Source organism: Paraburkholderia atlantica (assembly GCF_009362785.1).
Taxonomy (GTDB): Bacteria; Pseudomonadota; Gammaproteobacteria; order Burkholderiales; family Burkholderiaceae; genus Paraburkholderia; species Paraburkholderia atlantica.
Map to the genome: position 1 here is coordinate 1 of NZ_WHNQ01000025.1, position 22,234 is coordinate 22,234.

Sequence of the window (22,234 nt, forward strand, 5' to 3'; positions counted from 1 at the left end):
CCGGTTGAGATCGGTGTTGTGCCAGAAACAACACAGCCCCACACACGAATCCTTTACGCTTCTTCCCGATTGGCTGTGGCGCCCGGTTGACCCCAACCTGAGAGCGACGCAGCAACCCGTCATGCCTGATGACCATAGCGAGTCGGTCCCACCCCTTCCCATCCCGAACAGGACCGTGAAACGACTCCACGCCGATGATAGTGCGGATTGCCCGTGTGAAAGTAGGTAATCGTCAGGCTCCCCCAAAGCCAGAAACCCCACCCCCAGCGGTGGGGTTTTTGCGTTTACGCGGCGAAATCACAAGCAAGGTCCTCGACCGAGGGCAAACAATCAGCGTGGCCGGACGCCGTTACCGGCCACTGACAAAAGTAGCCTGTTTATCGACGGCTCTATAACGTCGCCTATATAGACACGCCTGCGGCGCCAACGGCGCTCTTGTGTCTGACTGTCGAGTTTGAACACTTCCATGAGCGCCACTCGCAAATCCGCTGAACCGCTCCCCACATAAGTTCAGGCTGCCTTGCCGCGAGTTCATGGACGTACCGGTGTCGGCACGTCCTGAGTGACAGGGACAACTCCACCCATCTGCACGGGGTCGTCTACGGATCCCTTTTGCCCGACGTCGGCAAGCAATGCTTCGTCGCGCGCAATCACCTTCGGCAGATGCGAGCGCAAGAATTCGACCCACGTGCGCGTCTTTGCATCGATGAATTTGCGCGACGGATAGAGCGCGTAAACCGTTGTCTTTTGCAGCGTATATTCCGGCAACACGCGTACCAGCGTGCCATCGCGCAACCCTGAAATGGCCGCGTAGAGCGGCACCATACCGATGCCCATGCCTTCGCGGATCGCCACGATCAGTGATTCGGCGATGTTCACATGCACGGGTCCGTCGACTTCCATCAATTCACTACCGTTCGGGCCGTCGAGCGTCCATTCATGTGGCGGGAACGCTGGCGTATGAAGGATCAGACATTCGTGATGCGCAAGGTCACCCGGTTCTTGCGGCGCGCCGTGCGCGCGCACGTAAGCCGGCGATGCGCACAGGATGCTAAACGTCGTCCCCAGCGGAAATGATACGAGGTCCGAATTCGGCAGCATCGATGCGCCGATCACGGCCACGTCGGCGCTGCCCTCGAACAGATCGGGCATGCGCTGCGACAGCGTCAACTCGACGGTCACGTCAGGATAAAGCTCGCGATAACGCGAAATAGCCGGCAGGACGTAGTGCTGGCCGATGCTCGCAAAGCTATGCATGCGCAGCGCGCCGGTTGGTCGCTCGTGTGCGCAACTGGCTTCTTCTTCCGCAATATCGACATCTGCGAGAATCTGCTGCGACCGCTTCAGATAGCGCTCGCCGGCGGTGGTCAGCGCAAGCCGACGCGTTGATCGATTCAGCAGGCGCGTGCGCAGATGTGCTTCAAGTTCGGAGACGGCACGAGACATCGCGCCGGTCGTTGAGTTGAGCGACTGCGCGGCCGCGGTGAAGCTACCGGCTTCAACCACGCGCACGAACACTCGCATATTTTGTAGCGTGTCCATCAAACCTTCTGTTTCATGACCAGGATCATATTTTCCGTCAGTCCCAGAACACTATTGTTGTCCGTTCTGGAACAGATGTTCTGCACCCGTCGTCTTAATGCGTGCAACAGGGACTCCTACAATCGGCGCCTCGCCTATCGGTGTCAGCGATTCTGCCCGGAGGCTCTCTCAGCGACCACGTGGGGTGCACTGTTTTCAGATGAAACCCGATCATGCGATCGAAGCGTCGGCCGATTTCTTCGGTCCGCGCGGCGTGATGCGGCAACGACTCCGCCGAGCCAAACTCAATCGGGCCGTGCGCGACTGGGCCAGCAGCGACGGTCTGACCTGGCTTCATCTGCTGAAGACGGTCGCCGCCGGTCTGCTGGCGCTGGGCATCGCGATGCTGCTCGATCTGCCGCAGCCGCGCATTGCGATGACCACTGTCTTTGTGTTGATGCAACCGTTCAGCGGCATGGTGCTCGCGAAGAGCTTCTACCGGATTCTCGGAACGGCAGTAGGGACCGTGGCCGCGCTCGTGCTCGGCGGCCTGTTCGCTCAGCAGCCCGAACTGTACATGCTCGGCATGATCGCGTGGGTGAGCGCCTGTATTGCTGCGGCGGTCCGGTATCGGCATTTCAGATGGTACGGTTTTGTGCTCGCGGGTTACACCGCGGCGCTGATCGGTATTCCGAACGTGACGACTCCCGAGGGACTGTTCCTCGCCGCCCTCGCGCGTGCGGCGGAAGTGGCGGTTGGCATCGTGTGTTCGAGCGCGGTCAGCGCATTGCTTTTGCCACAGCGCTCGAGCCTTGCGCTGCGACGTAACCTTCAGGTCAGGTACGCGAATTTTACTGCCTTTGCTGTCGATGTGCTCGCACGCGGGCTCGAGCGCAATCAGTTCGAACGGCGTTTCGCGGATTTCGTCGATGAAATCGCTGGCTTCGAAGCAACCCGTACGTTCGTCGCCTTCGAAGATCCGGCGATGCGCTCGCGCAGTGCGCATCTGGCGCGTCTGAATAGCGAATTCATGGATGCATGCGCGCGTCTGCACGCGCTGAATCAGTTGCTCAAACGGTTGCGTGCGAGTGGCGCTGTGTCGATACTCGCGGCCGTCGGTCCGTACTTCGACCAACTGGGAGCCTTGTTGGAAGCTCGAGCTGAAGCGGGCGCCGAAGCCTCGCACGCAGCAGCCGACCTGCGCCTGTTTCGACAGAACCTGCCACGCCGGGTACGCGAATCGAGGCGGCCACTCGAAGCGGCGTCCGCGGAATCGCTCGCGGACTTCGACATGGCAGCCGAATTGCTGTATCGATTCGTCGGCGAATGGATGAATTATTCGCAAACGTATGCAAGCTTGTGGCGCAAATCGGAAAGCCGGCAGCAAAGGCTGCGACGCAGCTCAAGTCCACAAAAGAGCCTCTGCACGAGCAGACCTGTCAGCCGCACGAACCACTTCGCCGTATTGTTCACGTTTCTGCGCTCGGCTGTCGTCATCGGGATCGCCGGTGCGTTCTGGATCGCGACCAACTGGCCGAGCGGCGGCCTTGCCGTGATCGGCGCAACGCTGGTCTGTGCGTTGACGTCCACCGCGCCAAGCGCGACCAGAATGGCCATCCAGATGGCGATCGGGGCAGTGCTCGCGACGTTGGCCGGCTACGTGTTCATGTGCTACGTGTATCCGAACATCGATGGTTTTCCGCTGCTTTGCGCGGCACTCTCGCCGGTGCTCGCGCTCGGTGCATTCATCGCGACGCGTCGCGGCGCGGCGGGGTTCGGCATCGGTTTTTCGGTGTTCTTCTGTCTGCTGGCCGGGCCTGACAACGTCGTCAGCTACGCGCCCGATCTGCTGGTCAACAACGGCATCGCGCTGACCGCGTCGATGTTGCTCGCGGCTGTTGCATTCGCGGTGGTTTTTCCCGCCGATATGCGCTGGCTGATCGACCGGATCATGGGCGACCTGCGAGCGCAAACGGTGTCGGCATGCAAGGACGGCCTGCCGGGTCTGAACCGACGTTTCCAGGCGGGCACTCACGATCTGACTTCACAACTACGCGTGCTGTTGACGCACCGATCACGGCGACGGCGCGACGCACTTCGCTGGATGCTCGCGACGATAGAAATAGGTCACGCTGTCGTCGATCTGCGCAACGAAGCCGCACGCGCCGATTATGCCGACATCCTTCAGCCGCGCTGGCGAAGCGTGATCGAACACACCTGCGACGATCTCGCCCGGCTCTTCGAACGCCCCGGTCCGGGTTCGCTCGAACGCGCACTCGCCGCCGTGCGCTCGGCCACCTGGCTCGCACAAGACATGCTGCGGACAGTGCATGCCGAGCGCGACCGGCGTCACGATCTGCAGCGCATCTTGAGCTGCCTGCACTTCATTCGGAGCGCGTTGCTGGACAAGGACGCGCCGTTCAATCGTCGCTGAGCAAGGCTTCGTGGATCTTTCTGCCAAATGGAAAGATCTCTTCCGGCCGACCCCATTAATCCGCATTGATGACGGTCATATAGTGCCGTCACTGCCTCGCAGTAGTCGTAGTCCTGGAGAAAGAGATGAAAGTCTTGAAGTTGGTCCTGATCGCCTGTTCTTTGTCCACCGCTGCCGCCGCCTATGCACAGACGGCGCCGGCCGCGCCGGACCAGCAGGTTGCGCAGGCGGATAGCCAGCGCGCCGATAAGGGTGCCGCGCGCAAGCATGCGGAAGCGCCGAAAGCGAAAGCCGACGAATGCGTTGGCCCGATGAGCTTCTGCAACATCTTTTTCGGCAGCTGATTCCGGCTGCTTCACGCGCAACACCTGTCGCGGACCCTGTCACGCGACCCAACACCTGCTCGCGACGCCGTCCGACCGAGACGCCGCGGCGGGTGCGGCTACCGGCTATTGAGCGAAGCACACCGCAGACGTGCGCACCAGTAGACGGAGCTGGCGACTATGGAGAGACTCCCTTTCATGTACGAAGACCGAATTCGCTGCGCCGCGCTGCGCGGAAAAATCACCACGGCCGCCGACGCGGCACTCCTGATTCACGACGGCATGCGCGTTGGCGCAAGCGGTTTCACGCGCGCGGGCGACGCGAAGGCCGTGCCGGTCGCGCTTGCCGAGCGTGCACGCCAGCTGGGCGAGCCGCTGCGCATCACGCTGATGACGGGCGCCTCGCTCGGTCATGACGTCGACCGCATGCTGACCGAAGCGCACGTGCTCGCGCGCCGTCTGCCGTTTCAGGTAGACAAGACGCTGCGCGACGCAATCAATCGTGGCGAAGTGATGTTCGTCGATCAGCATCTGTCCGAGACCGTCGAGATGCTGCGGGCGAACCAGCTCGGCAAGCTCGATGTCGCGATCATCGAAGCCGCCGCGATCACGGAGAGCGGAGGTATCGTGCCGACAACTTCAGTCGGCAATTCGGCGAGCTTCGCGATTCTCGCGGACAAGGTCATCGTCGAGATCAATCTTGCGCAGCCGCTCGAACTCGAAGGCTTGCACGATATCTGGATTCCGGGGCGCCGGCCGCATCGCGAGCCGCTGCCGATCGTGCGCGCGCAGGATCGCGTCGGCACACCCGCGATCGAAATTCCGCCCGAGAAAATCGCGGCGATCGTGATCACGGACATGGCCGACAGCCCCTCCACGGTGCTGCCCGCGGATCGGGAAACCGCGTTGATCGCCGGCCACTTGATCGAATTTTTCCAGCACGAAGTCACGCGTGGCCGCATGCCGAAGCAGTTGCCGCCGCTGCAGGCGGGCATCGGTACGATCGCTAACGCGGTGCTGGCGGGCTTCGTCGATTCCCCTTTCGATGTGTTCGAAATCTATTCAGAAGTCTTGCAGGATTCGACGTTCGATTTGATGGACGCCGGCAAGGTTGCGTTCGCGTCCGGCGCGTCGATCACCTTGTCGGCCGCGCGGCAGACGCAGGTATTCGGCGATATCGAGCGTTATCGCGACCGGCTCGTGCTGCGTCCGCAGGAAGTCAGCAATCATCCCGAGGTGATTCGGCGGCTCGGTCTGATCGCGCTCAATACCGCGCTCGAATTCGATATCTACGGTAACGTCAATTCGACGCATGTCGGCGGCACGCACATGATGAACGGCATCGGCGGCTCGGGCGACTTTGCGCGCAATGCGTCGTGCGCGGTGTTCGCGACCAAGTCGACTGCGAAAGGCGACCGCATTTCGAGCATCGTGCCGATGGTGCCGCATTGCGATCACAACGAACACGACGTCGACGTCGTCGTCACCGAGCAAGGCCTCGCCGACCTGCGCGGGCTCGCACCGCGCGAACGTGCGACGCTGATCATCGAGCATTGCGTACACCCGCGGTATCGCGAACTGTTGCGCGACTACTATCGCGATGCGTTGCGTTGGGGAGGGCAGACGCCGCATTGCCTCGATCAGGCGTTTGCATGGCATACGCGGCTGCGCGATACGGGCTCGATGCTGCCGGCCTGATCCGCAACGGCCGCGGTGCACACCATCGCCGCGGTAAAAGCAGCAGAAACAGGCAACAAAAAAGCGCCAGCGGCACGAACCCGCTGGCGCTTGATGAAATTCGATGCTGTGCTCAGGAGCCTCGTCGCACGAGCCGGATAATAAACAGCAGAATGACCGCGCCGATCACCGCGGTGATGATGGAAGCGATCCAGCCGCTGCCGAGCGAGATATGCAGAACGCCGGCAAGCCAGCCGCCGATGAACGCCCCGATGATCCCGACGATGATGTCGACGATCAGGCCGAAGCCGCCACCCTTGACCAATACGCCCGCGAGCCAGCCAGCAATCGCGCCGATGATGAGCCATGCAATGATGCCGTGTTCCATATTCGAGACTCCCTGGTTGAGTGTGAATAAATCACGGTGACAGAGCTTAGTCGAAGGTTATGGGACGGTCCGCGTTCCGGACGCGGAATCAACACTATCTGAATCTGCTGCAAGCTAAGTGTAGACGATGCGCGGGAACAAAGGAGACTTGTGCGTAGCGCTTCATTCGGGTGTCGGCTCTGCTTCTCGCGCGGTCCAACTGACGCTGGACACGCTCTTTTCCATGCTCAGGCGGCTCGCCATCTGTTCGAGCTTCGATTGATCCTTCGGATGCATCTTCAGCGTCGCGGTCACGCGAATGCGCGCCGGCTCGTTCTCGACATCCTCGCTCGTCAGGCTCTGGAACGATAGCGGCGCCGAGTACATCGAGTTGGAAATCGCGGTGCGAATGTGGATCTCGTCGGCTTCGCGGCAGACGATCGTCAGCACGTACTCGCGCACGAGGTCGGCGTTTGAAACCGGCGTCGAGTTGATCATCCGGCTCACTTCACGCAATACGGTGTTGGCCAGCAGCACGACCGCGGTGCCGGCGAGCGCCGGTCCGTAATGTCCCGCGCCGCTCAATACGCCGACGGCCGCCGAGCACCACAGCGTCGCCGCGGTGTTGATCCCCTGGATCGAACCTTTATCGCGCATGATGACGCCGCCGCCGAGAAAGCCGACGCCGGACACCACATAGGCCGCAATCTGCGTAATGCCGCTGACGCCGTTGCCGGTCAGCACGCCGAGCGTGACGAACAGGCACGCGCCGCTCGCCACGAGCGTGATCGTGCGCAGGCCGGCTGTGCGCTGGCGCATCTGTCGTTCGAGGCCGATCGCGACGCCGCAAGCAAAAGCGGTCAGAAGCCGCAGGAAGAATTCGAGTGTCATCGTTCAGAAAGGTTGGCGTGCGCGCTGCAGCAGAGTGAAGCCTACGCGTGAGAACACGGCGCCGTCTACCTCGTGCACGGCTAGTGCATGCGGGCCGGACGAACTACGCGCGCGCACACGTGCAGCGGCCGGAGCGTGCGGTATCGGCATGGCACCGAGCCACGCGGTGTTTCACCGACAGTACGCGAATGACAATGAAATGAGAGCGACGTGCGCCATCGAGCCCGAAGGCAGGACGGCGACAGAAAAGACTGAAGTGGAAATCCTGCGGCTCAGGCGAGCGGGCGAATCGATACTCGGCTGGTACAACTGCTACTGTCCAAGATCGTGATTCCGGTTAGAAGAATTGCGCGAATTTTAGGGGGCTGCGCAAAGATCAGTCAAGCCGAGAGCGGCACGGAGTGTGCATTTAGGTTTGCTATAGCCGTAGTGCAGAAAGGCCGTAATTGATTCATCCGGACTGCCAATGTTGAGTTCAATCGGGTGCGCCCGGTACGAGTCTCAAGCGCGTGATCTCCGAAGGTGCGCCCAGTCGTTTCGGCGGTCCCCAATAGCCCGTGCCCCGACTCGTATAAACCCATAGTCCGTCCAGACGCGCGAGGCCCGCCGTGAACGGCTGTTGCAGCCGCACAAAGAAATTCCACGGGAAGAACTGACCGCCGTGCGTATGACCCGACAACTGCAGCGTGAAGCCAGCCGCCGCGGCCGCTTCGGCCGAGCGAGGCTGATGTGCGAGCAGCACCCGGATCAGCACGTCGCCCGGCGCGCCGGCGAGCGCCGCGACCGGGTCGCTACGGTGGGCGGGGTCGTGATGACCCGCCGAGTAATCGGTGACGCCGGCGATCACGGCGCGCGCGCCGTCATGATCGACGATCACGTGCTCGTTCAGCAGCACCCGCAAGCCGAGCCGGCGGAATTCGGCGATCCACGAGTTCGCGCCGGAGTAGTACTCGTGATTGCCGGTCACGAGAAACGCACCGTGCCGCGCTGCGAGCCGCGACAGCGGCTGCGTATGCCGGCTCAACTGCGGCACGCTGCCGTCGACGACGTCGCCCGTCACCGCGATCAGATCCGGCTCGAGCCGGTTCACCGCGTCGACGATCGCGTCGACATAGCGGCCCTTGATCGTCGGGCCGACGTGGATGTCGCTGATCTGCACGATCGTGAAGCCGTCGAGCTCGGCAGGCAGATCGTCGATCGGCACTTCGATCGTGACGACGCGCGCGCGACGGCGCGCGTTGACCAGGCCGATCAGCGTCGACAGCAGCGCGAGCAGCGGCACTGCCGCCGCGGAGCCGGTGCGCCAATGGGCGATCGTGAGCGTGTTCGGCCAGAGCGCGTCGATCGTCAGCAGCGACGCCAGCATCAGGTCACGCGCGAACGTCAGTACCAGCAGCGACGAGAAGAAGCCCATCGCGAGCAGGCCGACCCACGCGAGCCGGTCGCCGAGCGGCTGGCGCTTGAAGCCGCGCGCCATCATGCCGACCGGGATCAGGTAAATCGACAGCACGAGCCACAGCACGCACAGCCCGCGGCCGGCCGAGTCGATCGGCATGTCCGGAATCAGGCGCAAACCAACGTAGATATGCAGCAGGATGCCAATCAGGATGATGCGGACAAGAAACGATGAACGTCGCATAAAGAGGATCAGGACGGGAAGGGGGCCAACGGGCCGGCATCACAGCGACAGCGCGGCGGCGACCCGTTGGCGGGCAGTGCTTGTGTTCGCGAAGGTTAGCGAACGCGGCGAATCATTCTACCGGCATGTTAAGTCCCTTGCCGTGGCTGCAAAATTCATGCTCCCGCACCGCACGACACGCCCGCCGGAAGGCGCCGGAACGAGCCATGACAGGGCTTCGCCGGGGCAGGCGCGTTCCGTGCTCAGCACATACTTACAAGGCCGAGCGCCACGCATTTCAATGCCTATGCAAACGAATTAAATGGGCTTTGAATTGTATTCATGCGTGGAGTATGCTTGAAACCAAACAGCTTGTTGCCGGGGCAGCGTAGGGCGCTTCGGCCATGACTGGTTCTGTCGCCGGAAAAGAGATCGGCGGGGGGAGGCACACCATGAAGCTGCTCAAACCGGGCCACCTGTGGCATCACGCGGACGACGTGCATCATGTTCATCATCCGCATCATGTCGGATACGAGGGCAGCCATGTGATGCTGCCGCTCGTCGGCATCTCGCTGATGGCGATTGCGCTTTACATCGGCGTGCGCGGCTTCGATTTTTCCGAGCTTGGCAAAAGCGCGTTGTTCGACGTCGTGATGGTGTGTGTCGCGCTCGGCATCGCGGGCCTGTTCGGCGCGGTCGGCGCGTGGTTACGCTCGAATGGCGACGAAGCGGAAGAGGGCTTCTGCTTCATCGGCGCGTTGATCGGCACGGTGGTGTTTTATATCGCGCTGCTAACCTGACGCGATTCGATTCAATGCGTGGCGCGACACCCGCCGCGCCATCCATCATCAACGCGCTGTCACACTATCCGCGCCGCTTCGTCGAACGAAAAGCGCGGGCTGCGAGGAAACAGCTTCGACGGATCGCCATAGCCAAGATTGATCAGGAAGTTCGACTTCACCGTCGTACCCGCAAAGAACGCTTCGTCGACCTTGGCCTGATCGAAGCCCGACATCGGCCCGGTGTCGAGGCCGAGCGCACGTGCCGCGAGTATCAGATAGCCGCCTTGCAGCGTCGAATTGCGAAACGCCGTGTCCGCGATCAACCGCTCGTTGCCGACGAACCAGCTGCGCGCATCCGCATGCGGAAACAGCTTCGGCAGATGCTCGTAGAAGGCCATGTCCATGGCGACGATCACCGTGACCGGCGCGGCCATCGTTTTCTCGAGATTGCCAGCCGACAACGCCGGGCGCAGTTTCTCCTTGCCCTCCGGCGTCCTGACGAACACGAAGCGGCCCGGACTCGAATTGGCCGAGGTCGGGCCGAGCAGGACGAGCTCCATCAACTCGCGCAGCACGGCGTCGTCGATCGGTTCGTTCTGCCAGCCGTTGTGCGTACGCGCGTCGCGAAAGAGCTGCGCGAGCGCCTGATCGGAAAGTGTCATGGAAGTGATCCGTGCGAAAGAACAGAGGGAGCGCGCAGAGCCGCGTCGAATGAAAGAGCAAGGCGCGTGAATCAGCGCGTGAGCCGTCGTCGCCATAATAGCCAAGGTCTTTACTCGTCCGCTTGCATCCAGGCATTCCGATGAACACCGATCTTTTCAACGATCTGCCGACCCCCGACGTCGACTGGTATCCCGACTGGCTCGCAGCGGACGACGCCGAGCGTCTGCTCGTCCGCCTGATCGACGAAGTGCAATGGCGCCAGGACATGATGGGCACGCCTGGCGGCCGTGTTGCACTGCCGCGTCTGACCGCCTGGCAGGGCGAGCCGGATGCGGTGTATGTCTACTCGGGAATCCGCAACGTGCCGCAAGCGTGGACGCCCGCCGTCGCTGAACTGAAGGCCGCCGCCGAGGCGACCAGCGGCGCGCGTTTTAACAGCGTGCTGCTGAATCGCTACCGCAGTGGCGCCGATAGCATGGGCTGGCATGCGGACCGCGAGCCCGAACTCGGCAAGCAACCGGTGATCGCGTCGGTGAGTCTCGGCGTCGCGCGCAGGTTCGATTTGCAGCACAACCGCAGCGGCGTCGTGCAATCGTTCTCGCTGAAGGGCGGCAGCCTGCTCGTGATGAAGGGCGACACCCAGGCGCAGTGGCGTCATCGGGTGCCGAAGGAGCCGCGTGTGAGCGGCGAGCGCATCAATCTAACGTTTCGCTGGGTCACCCCGAGCGTCTCACCGACTTGAGTCAGCGGGCGGCAATGCTCTGATCGGCGCGCTATACCAAAATTGATATCGAGGGCGCGAATCATATGATTGGACGGTTAACGCGTCGCACAGTACGCTACATCACGATCCATGCGCCGTGAGGGGCCACGAGGGCCGGGCTGACCGCTGGGTCGTCTACACAACAACGATTGGAGACTGTCATGGCGAATTCACGACGTGCCGCGTGTCGCGCTCTGGGCGCGCTCGCGCTTTCCGCGAGTCTCGGAGTGCTAACGCTGGCCACGCCAGGCGCGCATGCCGAAGACAAGAAAATAACGCTCGGTTTTGCGCAGGTCGGTGCGGAAAGCGCATGGCGCACCGCGAATACCGAATCGGTGAAGTCCGCGGCGACGGAAGCCGGTATCAACCTCAAATTCTCCGACGGGCAGCAGAAGCAGGAAAACCAGATCAAGGCGATCCGCTCGTATATCGCTCAGAAGGTCGACGTAATCGCGTTCTCGCCGGTCGTCGAATCGGGCTGGGAACCGGTGCTGCTCGAAGCCAAGGCCGCGAAGATTCCGGTGATCCTGACCGACCGCAACATCGACGTGAAGGACCCGTCGCTGTACGTGACGATGATCGGCTCGGACTTCCTCGAAGAGGGACGACGCGGCGGCAAGTGGCTCGCGGAGAACTACAAGAACGATAAAGGCCCGATCAACATCGCCGAGCTGCAAGGCACGGTCGGCTCCGCGCCGGCCAACGACCGCCACGCGGGTCTGATCGAAGTGATCAAGAGCGATCCGAAGTTCAAGATCATCGCGTCGCAAAGCGGCGACTTCACGCTAGCCGGTGGCAAGCAGGTGATGGAAGCGTTCATCAAGACCTACGGCAACAAGATCAACGTTGTCTATGCTCATAACGACGACATGGCCCTCGGCGCGATCCAGGCGATGGAAGAAGCCGGCATGCATCCGGGCAAGGACGTCGTAGTGGTTTCGTTCGACGCAACCAAGGGCGGCTTCCAGGCGATGGCCGCCGGCAAGATCAACGTCGACGTCGAGTGCAGCCCGCTGCTCGGACCGCAGCTGATGACGGCGGTGAAAGACGTGGTGGCTGGCAAGCCGCTGCCGAAGCGCATCCTGACTCAGGAGACTGTCTTCCCGATGAGCGTCGCTGCGCAAACTTTGCCGTCGCGTAAGTACTGACGCGGCGCGCAACGTCGCCGCGGCATCGCTAGCGCGAGTGCCGCGGCGTGTGCGGTGTTCAGGCGCCTGGGCCAACGCGGCCCACGACGCGAAGGAGATGTGCAGTACGGACACATCGAACAGGTTTCTCCAGTGGTGCCTGACCGCCCGGGCTGCTTCCTTCTGCAGCGGGCGGTCTCTTTTCAGGAGCATGCGTCCGCGCAAGCATGCCGCTGGGGCCTGCCGAACCATGCATAGCCGATCGAGCGAGGTCCATGACCCAATCCGCTACCGAACCGACTCAGCCGGACCAGCCGCAGCGCGGCGCGTCACCGGGTGCGCGAAGCCAACAGAATGACATGAGCGCGCGCGAACCGATTCTGGCGACCTCCGGCGTCAGCAAGACATTTCCGGGCGTGAAGGCGCTGCAACGCGTCGACTTCCGCCTGTTTCCCGGCGAGGTCCATACGCTGATGGGCCAGAACGGCGCCGGCAAATCCACGTTGATCAACGTGCTCACCGGCGTGCTCGCACCCGATGCCGGCACGATCCGCCTCGGCGGCGAGGTGGTCGCGTTCGCGTCGCCGCAGGAAGCCGAGGCGGCCGGCGTGCGCACGCTGTATCAGGAAGTGAACCTGTGTCCGAATCTGTCGGTCGCGGAGAACATCTTCGCGGGCCGGCAGCCGCGCCGCTTCGGCGCGATCGACTGGCCCGACATCAAGCGGCGCGCGCAGGAAGCGCTCGCGCGCCTCGACGTGTCGCTCGACGTCACGCGCTCGCTCGACGCCTATCCGATCGCCGTGCAGCAGATGGTCGCGATCGCGCGAGCGTTGTCCGTCGATGCGCGCGTGCTGATTCTCGACGAGCCGACGTCGAGCCTTGACGACAGTGAAGTCGCGCAGCTTTTCAAAATCCTTCGCCATCTCAAGCGATCGGGCATCGCGATCCTGTTCGTCACGCATTTCATCGAGCAGACCTATGCGATCTCCGATCGCATCACGGTGATGCGCAACGGCGAGCGCGAAGGCGAATATCTGGCGCGCGATCTGTCCGCGGATCAGCTGGTCGCGAAGATGGTCGGCCACGAGCGGATGAGCGCGCGTCTGCGCGAAGCAGCCCACGAAGAGCAGGCCGCCGACGATCTACAGGAAGTCGCGCACGATCACCCGGAGGAAGCAACGGCCACGCAGCCGTTCATCGAACTGCGCGGCGTCGGCCGTCGCGGCACGCTACAGCCGGTCGATCTCGAAGTGCACGCCGGCCAGATACTCGGCCTCGCGGGACTGCTCGGCTCGGGGCGCACCGAAACCGCGCGTCTGCTGTTCGGCGCGGATCGCGCGGACAGCGGCACGATCCTCGTCGAAGGGCGTCCCGTGCGGCTGCGCACGCCGCACGACGCGGTGCGTCACGGCATCGGCTATTGCGCGGAAGACCGCAAGAAGGAAGGCATCGTCGCCGAGTTGTCGATCCGCGAAAACATCATGCTCGCGCTGCAGGCGCGGCGCGGCTGGTGGCGCAAGATCAGCCGGCAACGCGCGCGCGAACTCGCCGACATGTGGATCGAGCGGCTCGGCATCAAGGCGTCCGACGCCGAGCAGCCGATCGCGCTGCTGTCCGGGGGCAATCAGCAGAAGGCTCTGCTCGCGCGCTGGCTGGCAACCGATCCCAAACTGCTGATCCTCGACGAGCCGACCCGCGGCATCGACGTCGCCGCGAAGTTCGACATCATGGACCGGCTGCTCGCGCTGTGCGCGAACGGCCTGTCCATCCTGTTCATCTCGTCGGAGATCAGCGAGGTGCTGCGCGTCAGCCATCGCGTCGCGGTGCTGCGCGATCGCCGCAAGATCGCCGAGGTGGCCGGTAAGGCATCGAACGAAGACAACATCTACCGACTCATCGCAGGGAGCGGCGAATGAAGCTATCGAACTGGTTCGTGCGCGACGGCGTCGAACGTCCGCTGGTGTGGCCATGCGTGACGCTGGTGCTGCTGTGCGGACTGAACCTGCTGGTCAATCCGCATTTTCTTGCGCTGCGCACACTCGACGGCCACCTGTTCGGCGCACCGATCGACATCCTGAATCGCGCGGCGCCGCTCGTGCTGGTCGCGATCGGCATGACGCTCGTGATCGCGACGCGCGGCATCGACATCTCGGTCGGCGCGGTGGTCGCGATCGCCGGCGCCGCGGCCGCGACGATACTCTCGACCCAGGCCGTGCCGAGCGGTGCGCTGATCGTGCAGGCGCTGCTGGCCGCGCTCGTGGTCGGCATCTTGAGCGGCATGTGGAACGGGGTGCTCGTCGCGTTCGTCGGCATGCAGCCGATCATCGCGACGCTGATCCTGATGGTCGCCGGCCGCGGCATCGCGCAACTGCTGACCGCCGGGCAGATCATCCCGATCGGCGCGCCCGGCTATCTGTTCGTCGGCGGCGGCTACTGGCTCGGCGTGCCGTGCTCGGTATGGATCGCGACCGTCGCCGTGCTGGCGACCGCCGCTTTGGTGGAGGGCACGGCGCTCGGTCTGTTCATTCGCGCAATCGGCGTGAATCCGGTTGCGACACGGCTCGTCGGCTTGCGCTCGAAGGCGATCGTGTTCGCGGTGTACAGCTTCTCGGGCTTGACCGCGGCGCTGGCCGGCATCCTGATCAGCTCGAACGTGCGTAGCGCGGACGGCAACAACGCGGGCCTGCTGCTCGAACTCGACGCGATTCTCGCCGTGACGCTCGGCGGCACGTCGCTGCTCGGTGGCCGCTTCAGCTTCGCGGGCACGGTGCTCGGCGCGCTGATCATCCAGACGCTTACGTACACGACCTATTCGATCGGCGTGCCGCCGGAAGCGACGCTCGTCGTCAAGGCGGCCGTCGTGCTCGCGGTCAGCGTGATCCAGTCGCCGGTGGCGCGCTCGCTCGCGGTGTCGTTCGGCGCGTCGCTGGTCAAATCGCGCGGGGTGGCACGATGACGCGCTTTCTCGAAGCACTCGCCCGCGTGGTCGATCCGCGCACGCTGCCGATCGCGGTGACGGTCCTGCTGTTCTGCGCGCTATTCGGCTTTGGTTCGGTGATGTACACCGGTTTCTTCTCGTGGCAGGTGCTGCTCGATCTGCTCGTCGACAACGCGTTCCTGCTGATCGTCGCGATCGGCATGACGTTCGTGATCGTGTCGGGCGGCATCGATCTGTCGGTGGGCTCGATCGTCGCGCTGACGACGATCGTCGAAGCCGTGCTGTCCGAGCACATGCATGTGTCGGTGTGGCTGATCATTCCGATCGTGCTGTTGATGGGCACGGTGTTCGGCGCGGTGCAGGGCGCGCTGATTCACTACTTCCGCCTGCAGGCGTTCATCGTGACGCTGGCGGGGATGTTCTTCGCGCGTGGCCTGTGCTTTCTGATCACGACGCAGTCGATCACGATTACCGATCCGACGTTCAAGGCGATCTCCGCGTTTCGTCTCAGTGTCGGCGTCGGTTCGGTATCGGCGAACGTGCTGATCGCGCTCGTGACGCTCGCGGCCGCGATCTACGTCGCCCATTTCACGCGCTTCGGACGCAACGTGTATGCGGTTGGCGGCAATCCGCGCTCGGCGCTGCTGATGGGGCTGCCGGTCGCCCGTACACGCGTCGGCGTGTATGCGCTGAGCGGCTTCTGTTCGGCGCTCGGCGGCGCGGTGTTCACGTTCTACGTGCTGTCGGGCTATGGGCTGCAGGGGCAGGGCATGGAGCTCGATGCGATCGCGGCGACGGTGATCGGCGGCACGCTGCTGACCGGCGGCGTCGGTTACGTGGTCGGCTCGCTGTTCGGCGTCGGCATTCTCGGCACGATCCAGACGCTGATTACGTTCGACGGCACGCTCAGTTCGTGGTGGACGCGGATCGTGATCGGCGCGCTGCTGTGCGCGTTCTGCTTGCTGCAACGGTTGATCGAGCGGCACGCGAAGTCCGTGCGTCGGCCCGGCGGCACCAATGCGGTCACGACGACGGGACATGGGCACGGGCATGACGAGCCGTCGACGGCGGCGTCGTCGGATTCGCAGGTGTTGGGCAGGGCGCCGGGCTAGGGCGCGTCCTTCCAGCGCTTCAAACGGCGGCGCCCCGTTGTTCGGGGCGCCGCTTTCCCATTAGTCGACGCGCGATCCGCGCGATCCAGGCGCTGCCGGGCCATGCGCATCGGGGAACCGAGTCGATCGGCGCGACCCCTGAATAGACGGCGCGCTTGGCGACATTCCCGAAATTGCGCGTCGCCAGCACGTGCATGCAGCGTTTGAGCGCTGCGATCGAAAGCGCACTGAGCAGCAGTCCCGCAAACTCATCGGCGAGATAGTGACCGCCTTGCGTCGGCGTCGACAGGATCATCATCAGGTTGAGCGGAACCAAACACAGCAATAGCCGTGGCATGCGACGCAGCGCATAGATAAAGACAATACCGAGCGTCGTGTGAAATGACGTCATCGACATCATGCCTTGCGCCGGCACCAGTGGATAAAACTCCGAGACGGTAGCCGACGTGTTGGGGTCCGCAATGCCGAAGTGCAGAAGTGCGCTCGAGGCGGGAAGCGGCGTCGCAACCAGAACCAGCAGAATGCCCGACAGCATGAAGAGCAGCACGAACTCCGACAGTTCGTCGCGGCGGCCGCTCATCCATTTTTCGTTGGTCCGGTCCGCTAAAGGACAAGCACAGGTAATGCCTATCGTCTGGCGGCCTTGTCGCGACTGGGGCCGACGGGACCGGCAGGCTGTGATCGACCGGCTCGGAGGTCCGGAATGTTGCAGCATCAGGACGCATTTTTTCCGTCGCGACGCGGTTGGGCAGCGACGTTGCCGATGAGCACGTTTCCGTTTGTGTGACCTATTATCAGAAAGAGTTGTGACCAGTACGACCGCGGTTGCGCTGCAACTGATTGCAGATGTCGTGGGGAACAAGCGATGGTTCGCATGGAAATACTCAACGCGCTGCGGGCATACACCGATCCGTTCCGCGTCACCAGCGGCAAAGATTTCTTCCTGAAGAATTTCGATCCCGGCGAGACGCTGGGACTCAAAATGCATAAGGAAGAGGCGCAGCAACTGCTTCAGCGCGGTTCGAAATGGCTCGCGATGGAGCAGGAGATCCTCTATGCGCAGGATTCCTGGGCCGTGCTGCTGGTGTTCCAGGCCATGGACGCCGCGGGAAAGGATGGGACGATCAAGCACGTGATGTCGCGCGTCAATCCGCAGGGCTGCGATGTCATCTCGTTCAAGCAGCCGTCGGATGAGGAACTCTCGCACGATTTCCTTTGGCGCTATTCCAGGAAAGTGCCCGAGCGCGGGCACATCGGTATTTTCAACCGCTCGTACTATGAAGAGGCGCTGGTGGTGCGCGTGCATCGGCATCTGCTCCGTGCCCAGAAGATACCGCCGGGACGGGTCGGCAACAACATATGGGAAGAACGGCTCGCCGACATCGCGCGCTTCGAAGACTATCTGACGCGCCAGGGCGTGGTCATAGTCAAGTTCTATCTGAACCTGTCGTACGGAGAGCAGAAGAAGCGGTTCATGGAACGCCTCGACAATCCCGACAAGAACTGGAAGTTTTCGGCATCCGACGTTCGCGAGCGTCGCTACTGGAAGGACTATATGCACGCCTATGAAGAGGCCATCCGCGCGACGGCCTCCGAAGCGGCTCCGTGGTACGTCGTGCCCGCCGACAACAAGCCTTTCACGCGCCTCATCGTCGCGGCGGCGATCGTCGAGGCCGTCGAGAAGCTCGACCTCGAATATCCGAAAGCGACGCGAGAGCAGATGAAGGATCTCGCCGCCGCGAGGAAAGAGCTCGACGCTGAAGCGGTGGACGAGACGAGACCCGATCAACCCGGGGACGATTCCGATCATTGAGAGCGGCCCCCTGACCCGAAATCACTGGAACCGGGAGACACGAGGATGAGCTCAGTTGAGAGTGCGACGCCGTGGCATGCGATGCCGGCCGGTGACATCGAACGGCAGTTCAACGTCGATCCCGCGCAGGGCCTCGATGCCGCGGAAGCGACCGGGCGGCTGGCCACCTATGGGCCGAACCGCCTGCCGCAGGGCAAGAAGAGAGGGCCGGTCGCACGCTTCCTGATGCAGTTCCACAACATTCTGATCTACGTGCTGCTGGTGGCCGGTTTCATCAAGTTCATGATGGGCCTTTGGCTCGATGGCACGGTCATTCTGGCCGTCGTGATCCTCAACTCGCTGCTCGGCTTCATTCAGGAAGGACGCGCCGAAAAGGCGCTCGATTCGATTCGCAACATGCTGTCTGCCGAGGCGCGCGTCATGCGTGGCGGAACGGTTCGCTTGATCCCCGCCGATGAACTCGTTCCTGGCGACATCGTGCTACTCGAATCGGGCGACAAAATCCCGGCGGACATGCGTCTCGTCGACGCGAGGAATCTGCACACGGAAGAAGCGGCTCTGACGGGCGAATCCCTCCCGGCCGAGAAGAGCACCGCGCCGGTGCCCGCCAAAGCCACGGTCGGCGACCGCGAGAACATGGCGTTCTGCGGCACGATGGTCCTGTCGGGCCGGGCCACCGGCGTCGTGGTGACGACCGGCAGCCAGACGGAGCTCGGCCGGATCAACCAGATGCTCGCCGAGGTCAGCGCGCTCGAAACGCCGCTGCTGCGCCAGATCAAGAAATTCGGCTACGTGATCACGGCAGTGATCGGCGTTGTCAGCGTGCTGCTCTTCTCCTATGGGCACTGGCTCGGACACATGACGTTCGTCGAGCTGTTCCAGGCCATCGTGGGGATTGCCGTGTCGGTGATCCCGGAAGGCCTGCCGGCACTGATCACCATCACACTCGCCATCGGCGTGCAGCGCATGGCCCAGCGCAACGCCATTATTCGCCGTCTACCGGCGGTCGAGACGCTGGGCGCCGTCTCGCGCATCTGCTCGGATAAAACGGGCACGCTGACCCTGATGGAGATGATGGTCACCTCCGCCGTGACGGCGGAAGCGGGTTATTCCGTTACGGGCGACGGCTACGCCAGCGAAGGACAGGTGAGCGCCGATGGCAAGCCGCTCGTCGCTGCGCCGGACGTGCTGAAGCTGATGGGCCGCGTGTCGCTGTTGTGCAACGACGCGGAGCTCTTCGAAGAAGAAGGAAAGTGGAAGGTGGAGGGTGACCCGACCGAGGGCGCGCTCTACCCGTTCGCTTCCAAACTGGGCATGGACCGTGCCGCCGAGACGGCCGCCGCGCCGAGGGTCAACGTGATCCCCTTCGAGTCCGAGCACAAGTTCATGGCGACGCTGAACCGCTCGGCGGACGGCGAGATGCTGCTGGTCAAAGGCGCGCCAGAAGTGATCATCGATCATTGTGACCGGCAGCAGACGGCGCAAGGCCCGGTGCCGCTCGATCGCGAGCATTTCGCAAGGGAGGGCGACCGGCTCGCCGCGCAAGGTGAGCGCGTGCTCGGGCTCGCGTGGCTGCCGGACCCGGGCCTGCGTACCGGGACGCTCGGGCCGCAGGATCTGCCGCGCACCCTCGTATTGCTCGGCCTCGTGGGCCTGATGGACCCGCCGCGCAAGGAGGCGATCGAGGCCGTGCGCGAATGCCATGGCGGGGGCATCCGCGTGACGATGATCACGGGCGACCACAAGATCACCGCGGCGGCAATCGCAAGAATGCTGGGTATCGGCGACGGCAAGACGGCCGTGTCCGGCGCCGAGATCGAGGCGATGAACGATGCGGCTTTGCAGGAATGCGTGCGCAGCGTCGACGTGTTCGCGCGCGCGAGTCCCGAGCATAAGCTGCGGCTCGTCAAGGCGATTCAGGCGAATCGGCAGATCGTCGCGATGACGGGCGACGGCGTCAACGATGCGCCCGCGCTGAAGAAGGCCGACATCGGCGTCGCGATGGGGATCAAGGGCACCGAGGTGACGAAGGAGGCGGCGGGGATGATCCTCGCCGACGACAATTTCGCATCGATCTCCGCGGCGGTGAAGGAAGGGCGCACGGTCTACAACAACATCGAGAAGGCGATGCTGTTCATGCTGCCGACCAATATCGCGCAAGGCGCGGTAATCGCGGTGGCGATCCTGTTCGCCTTCACGCTGCCGATCACGGCGCCGCAGATCCTGTGGGTCAATATGGTGACTTCGGTCGCGCTCGGCCTGACCATTTCGTTCGAGCCGCACGAGGCGGACGTGATGCGCCGCTCGCCACGCGCAATCGACCGGCCGATCGTCACGCGCTTCGGCATCTGGCGCATCCTGTTCGTCGGCGCGGCGCTGGTGCTCTATACGCTATCGACCTTCTTCTGGATGAAGTCGCACGGGGCGTCGGATGATCTGGCGCGCACTGCCGCGGTCAACGCCATTACGCTGGGCCAGGTGTTCTATCTGCTCAACATCCGCTATCTGCTCGATTCGTCACTGACCGTGCGTGCCCATATGGGCAATCGCCATCTGTGGTACGGGATAGCCGGGGTCGTGGTGTTGCAGCTTCTGTTCACCTATACGTTCCCGTTCCAGGCCGTTTTCCACACCGAGGCGCTGCCCTTGTCGGCGTGGGGGTGGCTCTTTGCTGGTGGCGTCGTGTTCTTCCTCGTGGTGGAACTCGAGAAGCTCGTCTTCCGACTCACCCCCGCATTGAGAGGATTCGTGACTTCGCAACAGGAGGGCGGCGCGGCCTTGCGCAATGATCCGGCGGGGTAGGCCGCCTTGGCGGCCTCCTACATCTCATGAACGCGGCGGAGGATGAAAAACAGATTCGCCGACACTGCATTGACGATCGGTATCCGCTCGAAAGGGCGGTTCAGCTTCATGCCGATATTGGCCAGTGCATTGAGCGCTCCGCCGCCCTTTATGCCTTTTGCGAACGTCGGAAAGACCTGATGATAGCCACATTCTTCCAACACGAATCCCGACCGGAGAAACAGGCGCTTCGCGTCGCTGAGGCTGTACAGCCGATTATGGCCCGTGTACTTCTTCATCACTCTGCATGCGTTTTCAGTTGCCGATAAGCGGTTAGGTAGAAATGTGATTATCAGCAAACCGTTGTCTTTCAGCACGCGCCATAGCTCATCGATGCTCTTTTGTTCGCGAGCCACGTGCTCGAGTACACCGCTTCCAATCACCACATCGAATTGATTGTCTTCGTACGGCAGCAGAAATTCATGATCGAGCGCTGCGAAAGATAACCCGGCGTACTGATGAAATTCCGCGAATTGGCCATCTTTGCATATGTCGCAGCCATATATGTCGATGTCTCGGTAGAGCGTGCGAAGCATGCACGAATCTGGGGCGTGACGGCATCCCCAGTCGAGCACTTTCATTCCAGGCTTGATATACGGTGCATAGATTTCGAACGCGCGCACGTGCCGATCGAGACTGGCGTCGTTGGCAATGACCGATTGCACATAGTCGCGGTATTCACCATCGGTGCGATGTGCAAGGTAGTCCTCGCAAAGCTTGGCATAAGTCGTCCTGACCTGCTGCAATTCATTGCTCGGGATCGTTTCAGTGTCGATGGGTCTATGCATATCTCCCTCATATTGGTGCGAAGGCTGAGTTCTGCGCAACTCGTGTCCAGAATGCCGGCTTTTGCTACATGTGTGGCGTCAGCGAGAAATTCGCGGTAAGTTGATCACTCTGAATTTGAATCCTGATGGACCGCGTTTGGCGAAATCTGCTGCCTCGACTGCGTTGCGGTTCAGGCTTTGTGCAAAGCCTTGTGTAGCCACACTATTGCTCGAGGGCGGTGCACGCGATATGTGTCGCAGGCAAACCGGCAATGGAACCACAGAGAAAAAAATGCCGCGATAGTGCAGGACAACACATGGATCCCTCTTTCCGAGTGCGCGCGCATGCGAGTGCGCTCGAGAACGAGTCGACTTGTTTCAAGGATAGCAGTTGGACATTCCGCAATTGGCCAGGAATCTCCACGTTTTGCGCCTTATTGTGATGGTTTTGCGCCCTCGACCATAATTGACGCGGCCGACGGCCGTTCTGCCGGTCGAAGTGGGCGCCGCAACGTATGCGAATGAGATATCCGGGCGGGGACATCGATTCAAGGTGTGGCAGGGTTGCGTTCGGGCAAACACCTTGGCGAACCTTGT

Annotated in this window: 18 protein-coding genes and 1 rRNA gene; 12 read left to right on the forward strand and 7 right to left on the reverse strand. The window is 62.6% G+C overall.

Annotated features, from left to right (window positions below; genetic code table 11):
• The first annotated feature begins 124 nt into the window (after window positions 1-124).
• Window positions 125-238 (forward strand): 5S ribosomal RNA (gene rrf / locus GCT19_RS28600).
• 293 nt (window positions 239-531) lie between these two features.
• Here rrf and GCT19_RS28605 read toward each other — a convergent pair.
• Window positions 532-1,542: a LysR family transcriptional regulator gene (locus tag GCT19_RS28605; protein WP_152853805.1), complete on the reverse strand. Its 1,011-nt coding sequence runs from the start codon at window positions 1,540-1,542 to the stop codon at window positions 532-534.
• Between the two features lie 199 nt (window positions 1,543-1,741).
• Between GCT19_RS28605 and GCT19_RS28610 the strand changes: the two genes are divergently transcribed.
• The 3 genes from GCT19_RS28610 (at window position 1,742) to GCT19_RS28620 (ending at window position 5,976) form a co-directional block, all read left to right on the forward strand.
• A complete protein-coding gene (locus GCT19_RS28610; RefSeq protein WP_152853806.1) occupies window positions 1,742-3,955 on the forward strand; it encodes an FUSC family protein in 2,214 nt (737 codons plus the stop codon).
• Window positions 3,956-4,080: 125 nt separating this feature from the next.
• Complete coding sequence (locus GCT19_RS28615; RefSeq protein WP_152853807.1) at window positions 4,081-4,299, forward strand: hypothetical protein; 219 nt, start codon at window positions 4,081-4,083, stop codon at window positions 4,297-4,299.
• Window positions 4,300-4,476: 177 nt separating this feature from the next.
• The gene (locus GCT19_RS28620; RefSeq protein ID WP_184132892.1) at window positions 4,477-5,976 is read left to right on the forward strand and encodes an acetyl-CoA hydrolase/transferase family protein; all 1,500 of its coding nucleotides are present in this window, start codon (window positions 4,477-4,479) and stop codon (window positions 5,974-5,976) included.
• Window positions 5,977-6,088: 112 nt separating this feature from the next.
• Here GCT19_RS28620 and GCT19_RS28625 read toward each other — a convergent pair whose 3' ends face one another.
• From GCT19_RS28625 to GCT19_RS28635, 3 genes are all read right to left on the reverse strand, one after another.
• Complete coding sequence (locus GCT19_RS28625; RefSeq protein WP_013091463.1) at window positions 6,089-6,343, reverse strand: GlsB/YeaQ/YmgE family stress response membrane protein; 255 nt, start codon at window positions 6,341-6,343, stop codon at window positions 6,089-6,091.
• A gap of 162 nt (window positions 6,344-6,505) precedes the next feature.
• Window positions 6,506-7,213 (reverse strand): MgtC/SapB family protein, encoded by a 708-nt coding sequence (locus GCT19_RS28630; RefSeq protein ID WP_018433063.1) that lies wholly within the window; start codon window positions 7,211-7,213, stop codon window positions 6,506-6,508.
• A 475-nt stretch (window positions 7,214-7,688) separates the two neighbouring features.
• Entirely contained in the window at window positions 7,689-8,852 is a 1,164-nt protein-coding gene (locus GCT19_RS28635) for a metallophosphoesterase (protein ID WP_013091464.1), read from the reverse strand.
• A gap of 431 nt (window positions 8,853-9,283) precedes the next feature.
• Between GCT19_RS28635 and GCT19_RS28640 the strand changes: the two genes are divergently transcribed.
• On the forward strand, window positions 9,284-9,631 hold the full coding sequence (locus GCT19_RS28640) for a hypothetical protein (protein ID WP_018433064.1): 348 nt from the start codon (window positions 9,284-9,286) through the stop codon (window positions 9,629-9,631).
• Window positions 9,632-9,690: 59 nt separating this feature from the next.
• Here the strand turns inward: GCT19_RS28640 and GCT19_RS28645 are convergent, their stop codons facing one another.
• A complete protein-coding gene (locus GCT19_RS28645; protein ID WP_152853809.1) occupies window positions 9,691-10,275 on the reverse strand; it encodes a malonic semialdehyde reductase in 585 nt (194 codons plus the stop codon).
• Between the two features lie 140 nt (window positions 10,276-10,415).
• On the opposite strand from GCT19_RS28645, the gene GCT19_RS28650 reads away from it, so the two are divergent.
• The 5 genes from GCT19_RS28650 to yjfF all read left to right on the forward strand — a co-directional run bounded on the left by GCT19_RS28650 (window position 10,416) and on the right by yjfF (window position 16,216).
• Window positions 10,416-11,018, forward strand: coding sequence for an alpha-ketoglutarate-dependent dioxygenase AlkB family protein (locus GCT19_RS28650; protein ID WP_152853810.1), 603 nt, complete (start codon window positions 10,416-10,418; stop codon window positions 11,016-11,018).
• A 182-nt stretch (window positions 11,019-11,200) separates the two neighbouring features.
• Window positions 11,201-12,187 carry an ABC transporter substrate-binding protein gene (locus tag GCT19_RS28655; RefSeq protein ID WP_018433067.1) on the forward strand — a complete coding sequence of 329 codons (987 nt, stop codon included), beginning with the start codon at window positions 11,201-11,203 and terminating at the stop codon, window positions 12,185-12,187.
• 254 nt (window positions 12,188-12,441) lie between these two features.
• A complete protein-coding gene (locus tag GCT19_RS28660) occupies window positions 12,442-14,082 on the forward strand; it encodes a sugar ABC transporter ATP-binding protein (protein ID WP_018433068.1) in 1,641 nt (546 codons plus the stop codon).
• Window positions 14,079-15,122, forward strand: coding sequence for an ABC transporter permease (locus GCT19_RS28665; RefSeq protein ID WP_152853811.1), 1,044 nt, complete (start codon window positions 14,079-14,081; stop codon window positions 15,120-15,122). The genes GCT19_RS28660 and GCT19_RS28665 overlap by 4 nt, the downstream gene beginning before the upstream one ends.
• Window positions 15,119-16,216, forward strand: coding sequence for a galactofuranose ABC transporter, permease protein YjfF (gene yjfF, locus GCT19_RS28670; RefSeq protein ID WP_013091471.1), 1,098 nt, complete (start codon window positions 15,119-15,121; stop codon window positions 16,214-16,216). Before GCT19_RS28665 ends, yjfF begins: the two co-directional genes overlap by 4 nt.
• A gap of 19 nt (window positions 16,217-16,235) precedes the next feature.
• Here yjfF and GCT19_RS28675 read toward each other — a convergent pair whose 3' ends face one another.
• The gene (locus tag GCT19_RS28675; protein WP_152853812.1) at window positions 16,236-16,931 is read right to left on the reverse strand and encodes a phosphatase PAP2 family protein; all 696 of its coding nucleotides are present in this window, start codon (window positions 16,929-16,931) and stop codon (window positions 16,236-16,238) included.
• 150 nt (window positions 16,932-17,081) lie between these two features.
• On the opposite strand from GCT19_RS28675, the gene GCT19_RS28680 reads away from it, so the two are divergent.
• Together GCT19_RS28680 and GCT19_RS28685 are read left to right on the forward strand one after the other, a co-directional pair.
• Window positions 17,082-18,029, forward strand: coding sequence for a polyphosphate kinase 2 family protein (locus GCT19_RS28680; RefSeq protein WP_152853813.1), 948 nt, complete (start codon window positions 17,082-17,084; stop codon window positions 18,027-18,029).
• A 45-nt stretch (window positions 18,030-18,074) separates the two neighbouring features.
• Window positions 18,075-20,831 carry an HAD-IC family P-type ATPase gene (locus tag GCT19_RS28685; RefSeq protein WP_018433072.1) on the forward strand — a complete coding sequence of 919 codons (2,757 nt, stop codon included), beginning with the start codon at window positions 18,075-18,077 and terminating at the stop codon, window positions 20,829-20,831.
• 17 nt (window positions 20,832-20,848) lie between these two features.
• On the opposite strand, the gene GCT19_RS28690 is transcribed toward GCT19_RS28685, so the two are convergent.
• Window positions 20,849-21,658 carry a class I SAM-dependent methyltransferase gene (locus GCT19_RS28690; RefSeq protein ID WP_013091474.1) on the reverse strand — a complete coding sequence of 270 codons (810 nt, stop codon included), beginning with the start codon at window positions 21,656-21,658 and terminating at the stop codon, window positions 20,849-20,851.
• Between the last annotated feature and the right edge of the window lie 576 nt (window positions 21,659-22,234).

Bases quoted from the DNA above. Each gene is read 5' to 3' on its own strand.
- GCT19_RS28605 (WP_152853805.1), bottom strand. From the start codon at position 1,542: ATGGACACGCTACAAAATATGCGAGTGTTCGTGCGCGTGGTTGAAGCC.
- GCT19_RS28610 (WP_152853806.1), top strand. From the start codon at position 1,742: ATGAAACCCGATCATGCGATCGAAGCGTCGGCCGATTTCTTCGGTCCG.
- GCT19_RS28615 (WP_152853807.1), top strand. From the start codon at position 4,081: ATGAAAGTCTTGAAGTTGGTCCTGATCGCCTGTTCTTTGTCCACCGCT.
- GCT19_RS28620 (WP_184132892.1), top strand. From the start codon at position 4,477: ATGTACGAAGACCGAATTCGCTGCGCCGCGCTGCGCGGAAAAATCACC.
- GCT19_RS28625 (WP_013091463.1), bottom strand. From the start codon at position 6,343: ATGGAACACGGCATCATTGCATGGCTCATCATCGGCGCGATTGCTGGC.
- GCT19_RS28630 (WP_018433063.1), bottom strand. From the start codon at position 7,213: ATGACACTCGAATTCTTCCTGCGGCTTCTGACCGCTTTTGCTTGCGGC.
- GCT19_RS28635 (WP_013091464.1), bottom strand. From the start codon at position 8,852: ATGCGACGTTCATCGTTTCTTGTCCGCATCATCCTGATTGGCATCCTG.
- GCT19_RS28640 (WP_018433064.1), top strand. From the start codon at position 9,284: ATGAAGCTGCTCAAACCGGGCCACCTGTGGCATCACGCGGACGACGTG.
- GCT19_RS28645 (WP_152853809.1), bottom strand. From the start codon at position 10,275: ATGACACTTTCCGATCAGGCGCTCGCGCAGCTCTTTCGCGACGCGCGT.
- GCT19_RS28650 (WP_152853810.1), top strand. From the start codon at position 10,416: ATGAACACCGATCTTTTCAACGATCTGCCGACCCCCGACGTCGACTGG.
- GCT19_RS28655 (WP_018433067.1), top strand. From the start codon at position 11,201: ATGGCGAATTCACGACGTGCCGCGTGTCGCGCTCTGGGCGCGCTCGCG.
- GCT19_RS28660 (WP_018433068.1), top strand. From the start codon at position 12,442: ATGACCCAATCCGCTACCGAACCGACTCAGCCGGACCAGCCGCAGCGC.
- GCT19_RS28665 (WP_152853811.1), top strand. From the start codon at position 14,079: ATGAAGCTATCGAACTGGTTCGTGCGCGACGGCGTCGAACGTCCGCTG.
- yjfF (WP_013091471.1), top strand. From the start codon at position 15,119: ATGACGCGCTTTCTCGAAGCACTCGCCCGCGTGGTCGATCCGCGCACG.
- GCT19_RS28675 (WP_152853812.1), bottom strand. From the start codon at position 16,931: ATGCTGCAACATTCCGGACCTCCGAGCCGGTCGATCACAGCCTGCCGG.
- GCT19_RS28680 (WP_152853813.1), top strand. From the start codon at position 17,082: ATGGTTCGCATGGAAATACTCAACGCGCTGCGGGCATACACCGATCCG.
- GCT19_RS28685 (WP_018433072.1), top strand. From the start codon at position 18,075: ATGAGCTCAGTTGAGAGTGCGACGCCGTGGCATGCGATGCCGGCCGGT.
- GCT19_RS28690 (WP_013091474.1), bottom strand. From the start codon at position 21,658: ATGCATAGACCCATCGACACTGAAACGATCCCGAGCAATGAATTGCAG.